Consider the following 14,053-nt stretch of genomic DNA (forward strand, 5'->3'; position numbering starts at 1 on the left):
TTACTTCGCCAACTCGCGGTAGAGGCTGTCGAATTCGTCGAGGCTGGACGCGAACGAGGCCATCACATGTCGGCGGGGACGTTCCTTCTGCTGACGGTCGATGTAGTCGCGCAGGGCTTCATTGAGCACCGCCTGGAACTGGCGACCCTGGCTTGCTGCGATTTCGCGTAACGCGGCCAGCACATCAGGTGCTGCTTGGGAGGAAAACTTTTCGCGGATAGCAGTCGTCATGGCCATCTCCATCATGATTCATCTTGACGTTTCATGATAAACCCAGATAGTCCATGAGGGTTTGTGTAGTGGTGGTGTAGTGGCGACCGGAATCGAACTGCCTTTCCAATGCCGTTAGCAAGGATGGAGGATAACGGGTGAGTATTCCGGTCCAACGTGACCGCTGATTCCGGGAACGTGACCGGTGATTCCGGTGAACGTGACCGATACGAGCGGTCATGGAAGTCGGCACGGCGGTATAGGCCGACGGAGCGGTGTTGCGCATAACGAAACCTACGGGTCAGGTAGCTTCGAGCATTTTGGCAAGGAGCTACCGATGCCTGCTTTACGGATCAATATGCGCAAACTCAAAGACGCCCTGCGTCTCAAATTCGAAGGTGGACAGTCCCACCAACAAATCGCCCGTGCTCTGGGCATCTCCAAAGGGGTAGTCACCAAATACGTGGGGCTGGCAGTTGCCGCCGCTCTGGACTGGAACACCATCTCCCTGATGGATGAAGCCACGTTGGAGCGGCGGCTGTTGGCCTACCCGCGCCCCAGCGACAGCTACGCCCAGCCCGACTACGGTCGCATTCACCGGGAACTCGCCCGCAAGGGCGTGACCCTCACGTTGCTGTGGGAGGAATACTGCGCCGAGGTCGGCGACGAACACAGTGCCGACAACCCAGTCAAACCTTGGCGCTACTCCCAGTTCTGCGAGAACTACCGCCAATTTGCCAATAGCCTCAAGCGCTCCATGCGCCAGGTACACCGCGCAGGGGAGAAGCTGTTCATTGACTATGCTGGCCCGACCATTGCACTCGTTGCGGGTAGTCAGGAGGTTGGTCGGGCCAACATCTTCGTGGCTGCCATGGGTGTATCAGGCTATTGTTTTGCCTGCGCTACGCCCGCGCAGACGGCCCGCGACTGGCTGGGCGCCACCGCGCAGGCTTTGAGCTTTTATGGGGGCGTGCCCCAGCTCATCGTGCCCGACAACCCCCGTGCCCTGGTGACCGTGGCCGATCGCTACGAGCCGGTGCTCACCGAGACGGTACAAGACTTTGCCCGTCACTACGGTTGCTCCGTGCTACCGGCACGGGCCTATCACCCGCAGGACAAGCCCAAGGTCGAACTCAGCGTACTACTCGTGGAGCGCTGGATACTGGCACGCCTGCGCAAACTGCAATTTGCCAGCGTGGCCGAAGTCAACGATGCCATTTCGCCCTTGCTGCAATGGCTGAACCTTCGTGCGTTCCAAAAGCTGCCCGGAAGTCGATGCAGCGTGTTTGCCGAAATCGACGCACCGACCCTGAAGGCCCTGCCTATGCAGCCCTGGGAGTGGGCAGACTTCAAGACGGTACGGGTGCAGATGGACAGCCGCGTCGAATGGGAAGGCCACCGCTACAGCGTGCCCAACGCATTGATAGGCCAGGTGCTGGAGTTGCGTGTGACGGCGCATGCGCTGGAAGTCTTGCACCGTGGCAACCGTGTGGCCAGCCACATGCGCAGTGCGGAGAAAGGCGGATACACCACGGTGACCGAACACCTGCCCGAACGGCATCAACATCATGCGCAGTGGACACCTGAGCGGCTAGTGGCCTGGGGTGAGCGTATTGGGGTGGCCTGCGCGGCAACGGTGCAAAAGATGTTGGAGCGCCAGCCGCATCCCGAGCATGCCTATCGGGCTTGCTTGGGTTTGCTGTCGCTCTCCAAGCGTTATGGCGATGCCCGGCTGGAGGCAGCCTGCACGCTGGCATGGAGCCTGGGAACCTGCAAATACACGCACATCCGCGACATCTTGCTCAACCGGCGTGACCTGCTGCAAGCCAGCGCCACCCCGGAGTGGACATCTCCCGCGCATGCCCATGTACGTGGCGCGGACTATTACCAATGATCCCCCTGAAACCCCACACGGACGACACCAAAATGATGATGAACACGACGTTGAATCAACTGCGCGGATTGCGGTTGGAAACGATGGCACAGGCGCTGGAGCAGCAGCTCACGCAAAGCGGCATCAGCGCCATGAGCTTTGAAGAGCGCCTGGCCTTGCTGGTGGACCGGGAAGTGCATGGCAGGCAAGACCGGCGCTGTGCGCGTTTGCTCAAAACGGCCAAACTCAAGTACCCGCAAGCGGCGATAGAAGACGTTGACAGCCACAGCACACGAGGCATTGAGCGCAGCGCGGTGATGAGCCTTGCGCTGGGTGAATGGGTGAATGCCGGCCACGCCGTGCTGATCACCGGCGCGACGGGCGCGGGCAAATCCTGGCTGGCGTGCGCGCTGGCCCAGCATGCATGCAGGCGTGGTCACAGCGCGCTGTACTTACGGGTTCCACGCCTGGGCGAGGAGCTGCGGATTCGTCACGCCAACGGCACGTTTACGCGATGGCTCGATACGCTCAAAAACACGGATGTTCTGCTGCTTGACGACTGGGGCATGGCTGCCATGGACAGTCAAACCCGGGCCGATTTGCTGGAGATCATCGATGACCGTGCCAGCCACCGAGGCACCATCATCACCAGCCAGTTGCCGATTGAGCATTGGCATGAGTGGATAGGAGACCCAACCATCGCCGATGCGATGCTGGATCGGCTGATGGAAAACCACCACCGGTTTACGCTGACCGGAGAGTCGATGCGCAGGAAAAATCCGGCGGCCAAAGGAAAAATCGACGACTAGGCCAACAGGATCAGGGGGGGGCCTCCGGCGGCCTGGCAGGGGCCTATGAAAAAAAACCAAAACCAGAAAGGCAAATTCAGCCGAGAAAACAGCTCGGCATAAACTCAAAACGCGCAACACCGACCACCCGGTCACGTTCACCGGAATCAGCGGTCACATTGCCGGAATCCCTCCGGTCACGTTCGCCGGAATTGCTGGTCACGTTGCTGGAATCACCGGTCACGTTCGCCGGAATACGCAGGTGTGGTCACAAACTGAAATTTGTAGTCAATCGCGTTGCTTTTGGTACGGTAGACGAGGGTTTCATTGCTAGGCATGGTGTTCTCCTGAAGTGGGGTTAAGAAGACGTGACAGAGTGCGTCGACTTGAGGCGAGGCCCCAGTTTATTAAGCAACTCACATTTGAGCGTGTGTTGAACCCTGCTGAGTGTCCGAATAACACTCACCTGAATCCGTGTTCCCTTGGACTGGCCCCTTCCTTGCGGGCCTGAATGCATAAATTTCGAGCGTTCTCCCTTGGGTTCGGCCCTCGTCACCGCCGATCCGGGGAACATTCGGTCGGGATATCAGGGCAAATCTGCCATAACCGTACCTTCCATCAACGCATTTTCCGCACCTCGTGCAAACCCACCCCTTCCGAAAATCCGGAATCCGCAACCTGTGGGCCGTGGCGTTCGCGGGCCATCATCCCGAAGATGCGGCAGTCCTCAACCGCGCCTGAAGGGTGACAAACACTTTGGCATACGCCGCCACGCCGCGACCGAAGTCCAGCACCAGGCGGCGGGCATGGGCCACAAACTTCGCCGCCCGATACATGATCTCCTGCAGCACGGTCTTGATGCGTCGGCGCTTGGCCGGATGCCGGATCGGCGTGATCTTGCCGCTCAGTCCCAACTGTCCCAAGAGGCGCAGGCAGTTGTAGGCGAACGCCGCCAGATGCAGCAGGCTGTCGTTGGTATCGAACTTGCCCGAAGGCAGCCGCTCCAGATCCAAGTCGGTCTTGAACTCGGAATGAAACTGCTCGTGCATGCCGTGATGTTTGTACAGATCAATGACCTCCGCTGCGTCAACGGCCAGCGTCGTCCACCAGCCTTCCAGTTCGATGTCGGGCACCAACAGGCGTTGCCCTCTCTTGTCGATGCTGCGTTCGATCACTCGGGCCACCAGGCGGAAACGGCGTTTCTCCTTGCCAAAGCTTCGTTCCACGTCTAAAGACAGCACGCCCACCCGCTTGCCGGGCCGCGTTTCCACAAAGCTTCCCGCCGCTTGGGCACGCTCCACCCAGGCCGCCTTGTCCTGTTTGCGCGGATTCCACTTGCAGAGAAAGTCGAAGGATCGCCCCAGGCGGGCGAGCCGGTCTCGTTCCGTCGCCTTGGCAAACAACAGGCGGGCGCTGTCGAAACCGCTGTCCTCGCGCAACAGGACGGGCTGGTCGGCTTGGACCAAACGTTCGATGCGAGGAAACATGCGCTCGTAGAAGTATTCCGTCTTGCTCGCAGAGTGCTGGGAACCAGGCCGCAACTCCAGGCCGATGTTCCAGCCTTCGTTACCGATGTAACCGGCGATCGGGGTATAACCGTCAAACCCCTGGTAGGTGCGTTTCACCTCTTCCTTCTTGGTGCCGCTGTTGTCCATGGCGAAGGTGTCGATGTCGACACAGACAAATCCTTTGTGCGGCGTGATGGGGGCTTCGGTGCGCTCCAGCAGGCGCAGCGACAACTCGTCGGTCAATTCGCGGATCGCGTCGGCCTTGGCATCCAGGCGCTGACGCAGCCAAACGCTGCCGGGAACCTTGGACAGGTTCAGGGCTTCCTTGAAAAAACGGTCATCGCGGAACGATTCGATGGCTTCGAAGTCGCTCTTGCCCAAGCTCAGCAGCCCAACCGCGCTCTTGACGATGTCCGAGGTGCGCATGCCCTGCGACACCGGAATCTTCGGGTCAATCACCGCCTCTACCTGGGCGGCCTGACAGCATTGCCCGATCAGCGCCAGTCCGGAATACGAGGTCAGTTGCAGCTTGCTGGTTTGCTTGACTTCAAATTGCGCCATGTTCGTTTGGGTGAGCCTGAAAATACTGTAATTATCTCATATAATCAATGCGTTACGTGTGCATGGCGGCTGGGTGAACACGGATTCAGGACTCAGTCAAGTACGGTTCGAGGCTCAGTAGGACAGCAGACGCTGATTTGCCCAGCCCTGGCCAGCGGCGCTTTTGACCGCGACCCAGGTTGACGTTTGCCCATTGAGGGTGTTCCTGGTTTCGGAGCCGCTGCGGACTTGGATGACATCCGAGCAATTCGCTACATAACTGACTTGGTACTGCTTGCCAGGGCCGTTACGTACATTGGCTTGGTAAGGACAGTTCCAACTTGCGGATGAGTAGCGATCTTGGGATTGCCCACGCAGTTGAATGATGCCTGCCGCCAACAGGGCAAGGACGATCAGTGCTGACCACCAGGGACTTGAGTTTGCCGAGCGTTGTGCTGACTCCTGATACCAGTTTCCGCCGGTGTGGGCCTTGGCGACCCACGTATGGTTTGGTTCAGAACCGCGTGCCATGGCGTCGGTAAGCGTTGGTGTGCTCCGCCCATTGACGGGCGACGCGTTTCACCTCAGCGCGACTGCTGGGTTCGGGCTCAAAGCAGATGTAATGTTGCTGCCGGTCCTCGTCCCAATAGCGATGGGTGCTGTGTCCATCCGCGGAGCGGTCGAAGTAGCTGGGTTGCCAGAGAATGTAAGCGCGCTCGGTGCCGGCGCCTGTGGTGACAAATTCAAATTTGTAGTCGCTGGTGTTGTCTTTGGTTCGATAGATCAGAATTTCCTTTGTCGACATGGTTTGCTCCTATCCTAGAAAGAATCAAGACTGCGGGGGGGTGGACGGTCCACCTCCCGACGGGCAATCGACGCAGCAGGTCTTGCCTGGTTTTCCTACCTGCGTCGGCGGTAGGTAGAGAACCGGTAGTCTCCGTTGCGATCCCTGAATACTTCACCTTCCGGTGGGTCGCGATTGACCCACGGATAAAAGGTGTCAGATGCGTTAAAGACGACGTCCGAGGGCGAGCATATCCGTGCATCGGGCCGCCGCCGGTTCTTCAGCCAGCCCCCTGCGGCTGGAAGACAGGGGATCGCGCCAATGAGTCGAATCAGTAATTTCATGACACAAGCCCCGCTGCCGACAAGCGCTTGGAAGCTGGGCGCATCCGATAGAGGTCAGTGCCCGGAAAACTGCCCCTGGCATCATGTAGATTGCCAGTGCCGCCACAGTCTGGGCAGGCTGGTGTACCGTTGCTGTCCGGGTGATCAGGCTTCTGCGGCAGCCAGACCAAGTTGTCGAAGAACAGGCGTTGCTGATCGGCACCGCCAAACACACGCCCGAAAACACCGAGGGGCGTGTCCGGCCACATCTGCAGTTGCATCAGGTTGCGGTTTCCCGCCCGCTTCAGCATGTCGCCCCAACGCGGATGATCACTGCCGTGGTGCAGGACCATCAGGGTGAGAAACCCCAAAGTAGAGTTGACGCGATCCGCGCAGAACACGGGTGCACCCCGCGAGGTTGTCTGGTTGACGAACCCTTGCTCCAGATAGGCGCGGTATCGACCCTCCAGGGCGCAGCGGTTGCAGGCTGTGGTCAGGTCGGGATGGGTAAAGGAGAACTCGGCTGCGAGGCCATCCTGGTAGACCTGAGCGGATGCCGACGGCACTCCATATTCCAGCGCGACGCGGTTGCCGTGGGCTTGGGCGTAGAAGTTATCGGTGCTCAGGACCAGTACGGTTTGCGCCGGGACCGGAGAGCCGTCCCAGCCTTCTCGCAGCAGATAGTCCAGATCCGGCCGGGCGATGTCCTCGAAGCGCATTTGGCGGGCTTTAACGCGCAGATCCCGGTTGATCGTCGCCAGGCGGCGTTTCAGGCAGTTCACCTTGGCTTCGCCGATTTCGTCCAGAAAGGCTTGCTGCGTGCCGATGTTGCTGTACCCGGAGGTGTCGGGATCGATCAAGACCATCTCACTGATACCGGTTCGAGCCAAGGTTTCGACAAAGCCACGCGAGCCACCCGTACCAACGACAAAGACTCGGCTTCGGCTCAGCAATTCTGTGTCGTATGCATCTATTGTTCGTTCAAGCATTGGATTCATGGTTGAAGTTCCTTTCATTTATGATTAATTTGCAGGGCAGGACGGGAAACTTTTCGCCATCCCGAATACACGCGAAGGGATGGATCGAATATTTTTGTCCGCAGACTTCGCATTGCACGATGGGCATAAAAAACACCGGCATTTCGGTGTTGTGCGCCATAAGCTGGGCAGCGTACATCTCGTCTGCGTAAGAGGGACGTGTCAGCCCTTTAGGATGTGAGTGCACGAATCCACGGAGCCGCACGCCAATCGCATTCCACTCGCGAAGCTTGTTATTGACGTTGGCGATGTTGGGTGAGTAGGATGCACAGTTGGTTTTCGCTGAATCGTCAAAGAAAAAATGTGTGACCAAGTCACTGTCCTGTGCAGCACCCAGCATGCCGCCTAGTTCCGGCTGGTGTGTACCGATGCGTCGATAAATCTCTTTAAGGACACTGTCCGTTATGTGCATGGTCGGGGGGGCGATCGTCGCGGGCACGAGCACAGATTCCGAGCGCCGCGGAGTAGTCACGGCGTCGCCTCCAACTTCTGGCTTCCGTTCGACATCCCCTGCTCTAGACCTCCGGGCATCGGAGTTGCCAGCGCATTCACGCTTTCTCTCGAATTCAGATTTGAATTCAGATTTAATAGTGTAGGCCGGTGGCGGCAATGGAGGGGCAATCGCACCCACTGACTGGTAGATTTGTATGCCTAGGGTGTTGCCCCGCATGAGGTTAGCCTTTCGCGCTATCGATATGTCACAGTTATTACGATGTGGTTCATTCATGGTGTCGCTCCAAAAAAAACGCCGCGAAATGCGGCGTATATGTTGAGTTGTGATCTGGCTTCGGGACAGTATCCGATATGTCACGCAATGACATTTCGTTGGCGTCGCTTCGGCTTCGCGTTGCCGCGGGTGACTGCACCTTCAGTCACAGCAGCTTCTGGCAGCACGTATGGCATGAAACGTCTGGAATCGTAGTGATACGCAGCATATTCGCCATCCGCGTCCAGAAGTCCGCAAATCAGGTCAAACGGTTCACGGAAGTATGGCGACCCCGAGCGTGTTTTTGCATCATGGATCGCCCCTTCAAGAGTTCGCTCGACGACCACAGGTTGACCCGGCAGGGGAAGCACTCTGTTCCGCAACCCGGGCTTCCAGGTAACGAGCATACCGGGTGTAAAGATTTGCCTGCACAGCAATCGCTCCCTGAGCTCAGCCAATTCGGTACTGGGCGAGTTTGCAGCTTCGAAACGACGCGAGTCGACATGCAGGATCACGAAATTGCCGTCCTTGTCAACATATCCAACCACCAAGTCGAGGGGTTCGCGAAAATAGGGGCTGCCGGCATCGTCCTCCACGATGATGAGAGGTTCGTTGAAATGCTCCAAGACGATTGCGGTTTCATGTAACTGCGGGTTTTTTCGGTTTTTTAGGCTACCTCCAGAGGGCAGTTTTTTCCAGGCAACCAAATCGCCCGGATTGAAGCGCCGTACTTCAGTCAAGGTGCCGAAAGCTTGATTCAGGTTGTCAGGTGTGTTGGCGCTGGCAGGTGTCTTTATATCCTCACTGGAGGAATTGGAATCTATCGCACCAGCGATCATGCGTATCAGTTCAGCAGGCATCGTGCTCATGTTTTACTCCTTCGTTTGGTTTAGGTGGTTCTTCAATTACTTCTGCAACTCACATTGAGATCGCTCTGGGTCGGTCAGAAGCCGATACGACGCTCTGGCTTGGTATCGATGATCGCCACACTGACCGGGATCTGGTGCCCTTCCGTGTCCTGGAACCATCCTCGTTCCACATCGTTGATTAAGCGCCGTCCCGTGGCACTGGAATGCCCATTCGAAATCCGCACTACTTTGAATGGGGTTTCCAGCAGCGCGTGCATGGCGAGACGATTGCCGTGGCCGATGTAGCCAGGCTCTGCGCCATACAACTCACGTTCGCTGCGCTGGCCGTCAATCTCCAATACACCTTGGCGCAGAATGTCCCCGAGCGAAGCGGCAAGTCTCTCCGAAGTCATTGAGTCGCAATTGAGTACAAAAGGCTGACGACTACTGGCCTGCAACATCGCCAATAAGTTGGTTGCTGCAAGCGCCAAGGGCTTGTCATCCTGGGATCGGGAGAGCTTTAACAAGATTTGCTTGTAACTTGTTGGCAGGCCCACGGTGCGAGCCATGGCCTTTTCGACATGGCGCAGAGTCAGCTCGCTTGAATGCTCCCAGTCTGCGATTGACAACGCACGTTCGAAAATATCGATTGCCGGATCGGGAAGTGCGCGTGTCGGGCAAGTGATGCTTGCCAACCTCACAATTTCCTTCAGCAAACGACGCCGGACAAGCCTGTCCCGGTATTGGGCGTAGGCAACTAGGGCCGTGATGGAGGCCACCAGTGAGAGTGGTTGGATATATACCTTCTGAAAACGCCGGCTGAAAGCACTATCTTTCGCCAGAATACGACTGTATTCATCGGCTGTGGTGGCGGCGATCACCTTGAAATCATCTCGCGCGAGGTAGGTTTTCAATTGTTGGGCGGTATCGGTTTGACCTTCTCGTCCGCCAGAGCCGAACAGGGTATGAATTTCGTCGATGAATAAGATTGACTTCTTACCCAAACTCTGGAAGAGTCCCTTGATGCGTTTTTCATGCTCCCCGACTACACCCGCACCGGCTATCAAAGCGGCTGTGTCGAGTTGTTTGATCTGCATGTCTTGCAGTGCCGGCGGTAGGGATTCCGGGTAGCGCGCGGTCAGCATCGCGAGACCCTCAGCAATGGCTGTTTTTCCTGACCCTGCCGGACCGATCAACAAGACGTTGGCTTTACGGTGTTGCCCAAGTATTTCCAGTACTTGGTCGATCTCTTCACGACGCCCGGCAACTGGGGACAACTGCCCTTGATGCGCTGCGGTAGACAGGTTGCGCAAGAATTGCGCGGAGTTGTTCTGGTCACGCATGAACTTCACCTCTACATTGGAAAAGAAAAGGCCGCCCCTGGGGGCGGCTCCGGAAAGCCCGCCAATGGCCGGGCTCTTTACTGGGCTAGTTGCCGCGGAAAGTACCGGGCAGAACCTCGTCGCCACCGCGGAAAGTACCCGGCAGCACTTCGTCGCCGCCACGGAAAGTGCCGGGCAAAACCTCATCACCGCCCCGGAAAGTACCCGGCAGTACTTCGTCGCCGCCGCTGAGGAGGTAACCCAAGCCGAAGCGACCTGTTTCAGTATTGATGGAAATGTTAGACATTTTTGAACTCCTTTTGGCCATAAAGTGCAAACCTCCAGTCTGGCCAGGACCGGAAGTCTGTTTGAAGGTGAACGAGCCTGTCAGAAATTTTGTGTGCGAGGCATAACATCCCACCCAAGGAGTTTTCATGCCTCGCAATGTCAACACAGCTCCAATCTCTATATGCAACTCACATCATGCGATGTCTGCAAAAGGCGTGACGTGTGCCAAAGTGATCTTGCCTCCGTTGTTCGGACTCCATAGCTGATGGGAAATTTCAGATAATGGAGAGACCGAAATGAGGAAAAGGATCAATGGAGTCCCTAACGCCTTCTTCTGAAAGCCTTTGCCACACCGCTAACGGATGGGTCAGGAAAGGCAAGCCATTTTTTCTGAGCTGTCCCCGATGCCATTTTTCAGCCAGCGAAATGGCCTTGCAAACCGACAACATACTTGGCCGGTGTTTGTCAAGAAAGATGTCCGCTTTTTTCACTCAGGCACTCTCGCTTTTGAGGAGCGCCCGATGTTCTTTGGATGGATTCAGCCACACCGTTCCAACAGGTGACCAATTCCGTACCGCTCGGCTCTTCCACCGTTGTGGTCTGGCTGCCTTGGCCTGTTCATACACCCTGCTGCGGGTTGCGAGCAGCTCCTGGTCCATCCGCCGGTGCCTTTGCTCTGGCGTGACGAACCGTATCCCGCTGTGCCGGTGTTCGTTGTTGTACCAGGTCACAAATCCCAGTACCCACTGCCGTGCTTGATCCAGCGTCTCAAACGGCTTGGCTGGGTATTTCGGGCAGTACTTCATCGTCCGAAACAAACTTTCCGAGTACGGGTTGTCATCGCTCACCGATGGGCGGCTGAATGAGGGCACCACCCCCAACCTCTGCAACATTCCCAGCATCGTCACCCCTTTCATCGGGCTTCCGTTGTCCGAGTGCAGCACCAGTTGTTCCCGCGTGATCTCATGCACCATGCACGCCTTCTCGATCAGGATCGCAGCGTGCTGTGCCGTTTCCTCACAATGCACTTCCCAGCCCATGATCTTCCGGCTGTATACGTCCACAGCCATGTATAGCCGGTAGAACTCCCCTTTGACCAGTGTCGGCATGTACGTGATGTCCCACGTCCACACACGATTCGGGCTACTTGCCTCCCATGCCTGTGGCCGATGCGTCTGCTTCGGTGCCCGCGCTCGACCTCGTCGGTTGCACTGCCCTGCTTCCCTCAGCACTCGATAAAACGTCGATTCCGATGCAAGATACCTCCCCCGATCCGCCAGTATCGGAACGATCTGCGACGGCGGCAGGCTCCCAAATTCCGCGCTGTTGCACACATCCAGTACCTCCTGCTTCTCCTCTGCCGTCAGCGCTTGTGGGTGGATGCGCTCCTGCGCCGCTTCCATGCGTCGATCGCTGAGCACTCCCTCTTTGCGCAACTGTTCCCGCCATCGCCGAAGGGTACGGCACGTTATCTCCAGCACTGCGCAGGCTCGGCTCTCACGTGCTCCTTGCTGGCACGCTTCCTTGATCAGGTCTATGGCCATCTGTTTCAGCTCCGAGGTGATCAGTCTTCCTCTTTGCTGCCCCAGATGGCCTGGACTTTTTTTGACAGCACCAGCAGTGCAGCCGCCTCCGCCAATGCTTTGTCCTTGCGCTTCAGCTCCTTTTCCAGGTGCCTGACCTTCTTGCGCTCCGCTCCAATATCCCCTGCATTGACAGGGCTTCGAATACTGTCCGCCTCTTCAAACACCTGCTCCCATGCCTGTAGGTGCTCTGGGTACAGCCCATTTTGTCGGCAGTACTCCGCCTTCTCGGCCTCGTTCATCGCCACCGTCTTCAGCACCGCAGCCGCCTTCGCTTTCCAGTCCCAGCCTTGCGGGTCTTCTGGCTTCGCGGGTACTACGTGACCCTGTGATCGGTATCGATTCCGCCATGCGTACAAGGTGGGCGTTGAAACGCCCGTCTCTTGGCTGATCTTCGCAATGCTTTGGCTGTTCGGTGGCATCATCTTGCGTGCTATCTGTTCCTGAAATTCCCGGCTGTATCTCGTCATCTCGGTGTCCTTCTCCGCCCCCGGGCTACTCAATTTATCGGACATCTACTGTGACATAGGGGGTGGCTGGTCAGGCGCAAGCGGCAGATTGACGTGCGATGCGCAGGAAATGTGAGCGTAGGACATGGTACTTTTCCTTTCGAACGAGTTTTTGACAGGCAGCCGTTTGCCAGCTACCCGGATGGGTGGTTTGGGTCGATACCGAGATGGCGAAGACGGTGATCACCATCTTGTAAAGGTGGCGGCTCGTGCCTCGTTCTGGCACAATTCATGCGGTGCAAAAATGCCTCGTGCCAAGAATTCAGCTCAAAAAGCTCTTCGCTTATCAGCTCAAGGGATGTGGCCGCTGTGTGCAGCTGATCGCGCGGCAATCACAGCGCGGTAAACAAACTCGTGCTAGCGAGATAATCCAATGTGCATGGTTGCCCGACAAGCTGAGTTGGGGGGCGGTTTGGGCACTTTTGATGCGCTCATGGCTTGGGATATGGGCTCCGGACAAGGGACTGAAAATCCTTCGGGCACCATACCGACACTTATCACTACCAAATAAGCGGAGTAATGTAAGTAATGAACAAAAATGACATGATTATTGATATAAATGACATGATTATTGATATCGAGAAAAAGTATGAAGATGAGTGCCTTATTGCTCGAAAAATACCCCTCGCACCATTGCCTCCGCCAGATCAGTTTCGACATATGCTGTCCAGCGCCCTTGTGGCATCCAGAATGACCGAGGAAGGTCGACCAATTAAACTGCGGCTTGTTTATGAACAGAATCCATCACAGTTTGGTAATATATATCTTGGATTTTCTGTGGCGGTTGATTGTTCACCTCAAAACTTTACCAAGCTTGCCCCAGCATTTGACTTTGGAGACTGTGCTTTGGTGCTCTCTCTGTCAGATAAAAATGAAATAGAAATTCAAGGCATTCTAAAAGAGCAACGTAGTTACCGGAATCGGCTAAGGCGTGAAGCGTACTGCGCTCAGCCCCATCCCAGTCAAAAGAGGTCGAATCAAACAGGGCTTGCCATCAGGGTTGAATCTGCTGGTGTGCTCAGTCTTTCGGTTGGAACCAATGTGCCATTCATCACCATGCAAGATACAGGTGAGACGATAGTCCAGAAATATATTTCATCTTTATTTCCAAAAGATTTAAATAGCTATTTATTGAACGCATTTCCACAAACTAATGTTATGATAAAAAAAGGTTTGCGACTGCAAGCGCTTGATTATCTATTAACGGAAATAGGCCAGCGCGGACATGGTGCCACACTGCTGATCGTTCCGCCCGATGCCAAAAAACCCGCCGACGAGCTCCACTATGCGACACGCTCATTTAACGAAAATTTGCCATTGTGCCTGGATGGGGATATTGAACATACGGAGCCAGAAATTGTGGCACATCTAAATTTTCTGGCGCAACTCGCCACAGTGGATGGCGCGTTGGTTTTAACGGATGAATTTGAACTGATCGGTTTCGCTGCGAAATTGCGGGTGCTCCCGGTGGATTATGTTTATCAGGGTAATAAACCTGTCAATATCGACGCATTTGGCATGCGTCACAATTCCGGAGCTGGTTTTGCCTCGGCATGCGAGGGCGCGTTTGTGTTCGTCATTTCGGCAGATGGTCCGCTAAGCGTTTTCTATCGTCCAAAAAACTGTGAACGGGTTCAATATTGGCATACACCGCTACTATTACCGTAGTAAGGCTTAGACCATGACTGTAAAGTGCAATTTCTGTGGTCAACAATTCGATAGGATAGATTCACC

Annotated in this window: 15 protein-coding genes; 3 read left to right on the plus strand and 12 right to left on the minus strand. The window is 56.2% G+C overall.

The window, feature by feature from the left end:
* A complete protein-coding gene (locus CENROD_RS11980; RefSeq protein ID WP_022776648.1) occupies positions 1–231 on the minus strand; it encodes a hypothetical protein in 231 nt (76 codons plus the stop codon).
* 316 nt (positions 232–547) lie between these two features.
* Here CENROD_RS11980 and istA point away from each other — a divergent pair, with 316 nt between their 5' ends.
* Positions 548–2,104, plus strand: coding sequence for an IS21 family transposase (istA, locus tag CENROD_RS11985; RefSeq protein WP_022776650.1), 1,557 nt, complete (start codon positions 548–550; stop codon positions 2,102–2,104).
* A 32-nt stretch (positions 2,105–2,136) separates the two neighbouring features.
* Positions 2,137–2,892, plus strand: a complete 756-nt coding sequence (gene istB, locus CENROD_RS11990) for an IS21-like element helper ATPase IstB (protein ID WP_041194831.1) — start codon at positions 2,137–2,139, stop codon at positions 2,890–2,892.
* 76 nt (positions 2,893–2,968) lie between these two features.
* Here the strand turns inward: istB and CENROD_RS14520 are convergent, their stop codons facing one another.
* The 11 genes from CENROD_RS14520 to CENROD_RS12030 form a co-directional block, all read right to left on the minus strand.
* A complete protein-coding gene (locus CENROD_RS14520) occupies positions 2,969–3,094 on the minus strand; it encodes a hypothetical protein (RefSeq protein ID WP_274518144.1) in 126 nt (41 codons plus the stop codon).
* Positions 3,095–3,575: 481 nt separating this feature from the next.
* Positions 3,576–4,940, minus strand: coding sequence for an IS1380 family transposase (locus CENROD_RS11995; RefSeq protein WP_022776654.1), 1,365 nt, complete (start codon positions 4,938–4,940; stop codon positions 3,576–3,578).
* Positions 4,941–5,054: 114 nt separating this feature from the next.
* The gene (locus CENROD_RS13760) at positions 5,055–5,450 is read right to left on the minus strand and encodes an SH3 domain-containing protein (RefSeq protein WP_022776655.1); all 396 of its coding nucleotides are present in this window, start codon (positions 5,448–5,450) and stop codon (positions 5,055–5,057) included.
* Complete coding sequence (locus tag CENROD_RS12000; RefSeq protein ID WP_022776656.1) at positions 5,434–5,724, minus strand: hypothetical protein; 291 nt, start codon at positions 5,722–5,724, stop codon at positions 5,434–5,436. The genes CENROD_RS13760 and CENROD_RS12000 overlap by 17 nt, the downstream gene beginning before the upstream one ends.
* A gap of 319 nt (positions 5,725–6,043) precedes the next feature.
* The gene (locus CENROD_RS12005; RefSeq protein ID WP_022776658.1) at positions 6,044–7,024 is read right to left on the minus strand and encodes a ThiF family adenylyltransferase; all 981 of its coding nucleotides are present in this window, start codon (positions 7,022–7,024) and stop codon (positions 6,044–6,046) included.
* Positions 7,008–7,790 carry a Mov34/MPN/PAD-1 family protein gene (locus tag CENROD_RS12010; RefSeq protein ID WP_041193614.1) on the minus strand — a complete coding sequence of 261 codons (783 nt, stop codon included), beginning with the start codon at positions 7,788–7,790 and terminating at the stop codon, positions 7,008–7,010. Before CENROD_RS12010 ends, CENROD_RS12005 begins: the two co-directional genes overlap by 17 nt.
* 80 nt (positions 7,791–7,870) lie before the next feature.
* Positions 7,871–8,638, minus strand: coding sequence for a hypothetical protein (locus CENROD_RS12790; protein ID WP_022776660.1), 768 nt, complete (start codon positions 8,636–8,638; stop codon positions 7,871–7,873).
* Positions 8,639–8,712: 74 nt separating this feature from the next.
* On the minus strand, positions 8,713–9,960 hold the full coding sequence (locus CENROD_RS12020; RefSeq protein WP_022776661.1) for an AAA family ATPase: 1,248 nt from the start codon (positions 9,958–9,960) through the stop codon (positions 8,713–8,715).
* An 85-nt stretch (positions 9,961–10,045) separates the two neighbouring features.
* A complete protein-coding gene (locus CENROD_RS14005; RefSeq protein ID WP_187292308.1) occupies positions 10,046–10,246 on the minus strand; it encodes a hypothetical protein in 201 nt (66 codons plus the stop codon).
* A 256-nt stretch (positions 10,247–10,502) separates the two neighbouring features.
* Entirely contained in the window at positions 10,503–10,718 is a 216-nt protein-coding gene (locus CENROD_RS13765; RefSeq protein ID WP_151194635.1) for a hypothetical protein, read from the minus strand.
* Positions 10,719–12,325, minus strand: a protein-coding gene (locus CENROD_RS12030; protein ID WP_420795888.1) for an IS3 family transposase whose coding sequence is annotated in 2 segments (ribosomal slippage) — positions 10,719–11,827 and positions 11,827–12,325 — 1,608 coding nt in all. Because the reading frame shifts where the segments join, the coding sequence is not laid out codon by codon here.
* A gap of 522 nt (positions 12,326–12,847) precedes the next feature.
* Here CENROD_RS12030 and CENROD_RS13775 point away from each other — a divergent pair.
* Positions 12,848–13,987: a putative sensor domain DACNV-containing protein gene (locus CENROD_RS13775; protein ID WP_022776667.1), complete on the plus strand. Its 1,140-nt coding sequence runs from the start codon at positions 12,848–12,850 to the stop codon at positions 13,985–13,987.
* Positions 13,988–14,053: the final 66 nt, after the last annotated feature.

This window comes from Candidatus Symbiobacter mobilis CR, from assembly GCF_000477435.1.
GTDB classification, from domain to species: domain Bacteria; phylum Pseudomonadota; class Gammaproteobacteria; order Burkholderiales; family Burkholderiaceae_C; genus Rhodoferax; species Rhodoferax mobilis.

What these genes read in the sequence shown, in the direction of transcription:
- CENROD_RS11980 (WP_022776648.1), bottom strand. Translation starts at nt 231, where the DNA reads ATGACGACTGCTATCCGCGAAAAGTTTTCCTCCCAAGCAGCACCTGAT.
- istA (WP_022776650.1), top strand. Translation starts at nt 548, where the DNA reads ATGCCTGCTTTACGGATCAATATGCGCAAACTCAAAGACGCCCTGCGT.
- istB (WP_041194831.1), top strand. Translation starts at nt 2,137, where the DNA reads ATGATGATGAACACGACGTTGAATCAACTGCGCGGATTGCGGTTGGAA.
- CENROD_RS11995 (WP_022776654.1), bottom strand. Translation starts at nt 4,940, where the DNA reads ATGGCGCAATTTGAAGTCAAGCAAACCAGCAAGCTGCAACTGACCTCG.
- CENROD_RS13760 (WP_022776655.1), bottom strand. Translation starts at nt 5,450, where the DNA reads ATGGCACGCGGTTCTGAACCAAACCATACGTGGGTCGCCAAGGCCCAC.
- CENROD_RS12000 (WP_022776656.1), bottom strand. Translation starts at nt 5,724, where the DNA reads ATGTCGACAAAGGAAATTCTGATCTATCGAACCAAAGACAACACCAGC.
- CENROD_RS12005 (WP_022776658.1), bottom strand. Translation starts at nt 7,024, where the DNA reads ATGAATCCAATGCTTGAACGAACAATAGATGCATACGACACAGAATTG.
- CENROD_RS12010 (WP_041193614.1), bottom strand. Translation starts at nt 7,790, where the DNA reads ATGAATGAACCACATCGTAATAACTGTGACATATCGATAGCGCGAAAG.
- CENROD_RS12790 (WP_022776660.1), bottom strand. Translation starts at nt 8,638, where the DNA reads ATGAGCACGATGCCTGCTGAACTGATACGCATGATCGCTGGTGCGATA.
- CENROD_RS12020 (WP_022776661.1), bottom strand. Translation starts at nt 9,960, where the DNA reads ATGCGTGACCAGAACAACTCCGCGCAATTCTTGCGCAACCTGTCTACC.
- CENROD_RS14005 (WP_187292308.1), bottom strand. Translation starts at nt 10,246, where the DNA reads ATGTCTAACATTTCCATCAATACTGAAACAGGTCGCTTCGGCTTGGGT.
- CENROD_RS13775 (WP_022776667.1), top strand. Translation starts at nt 12,848, where the DNA reads ATGAACAAAAATGACATGATTATTGATATAAATGACATGATTATTGAT.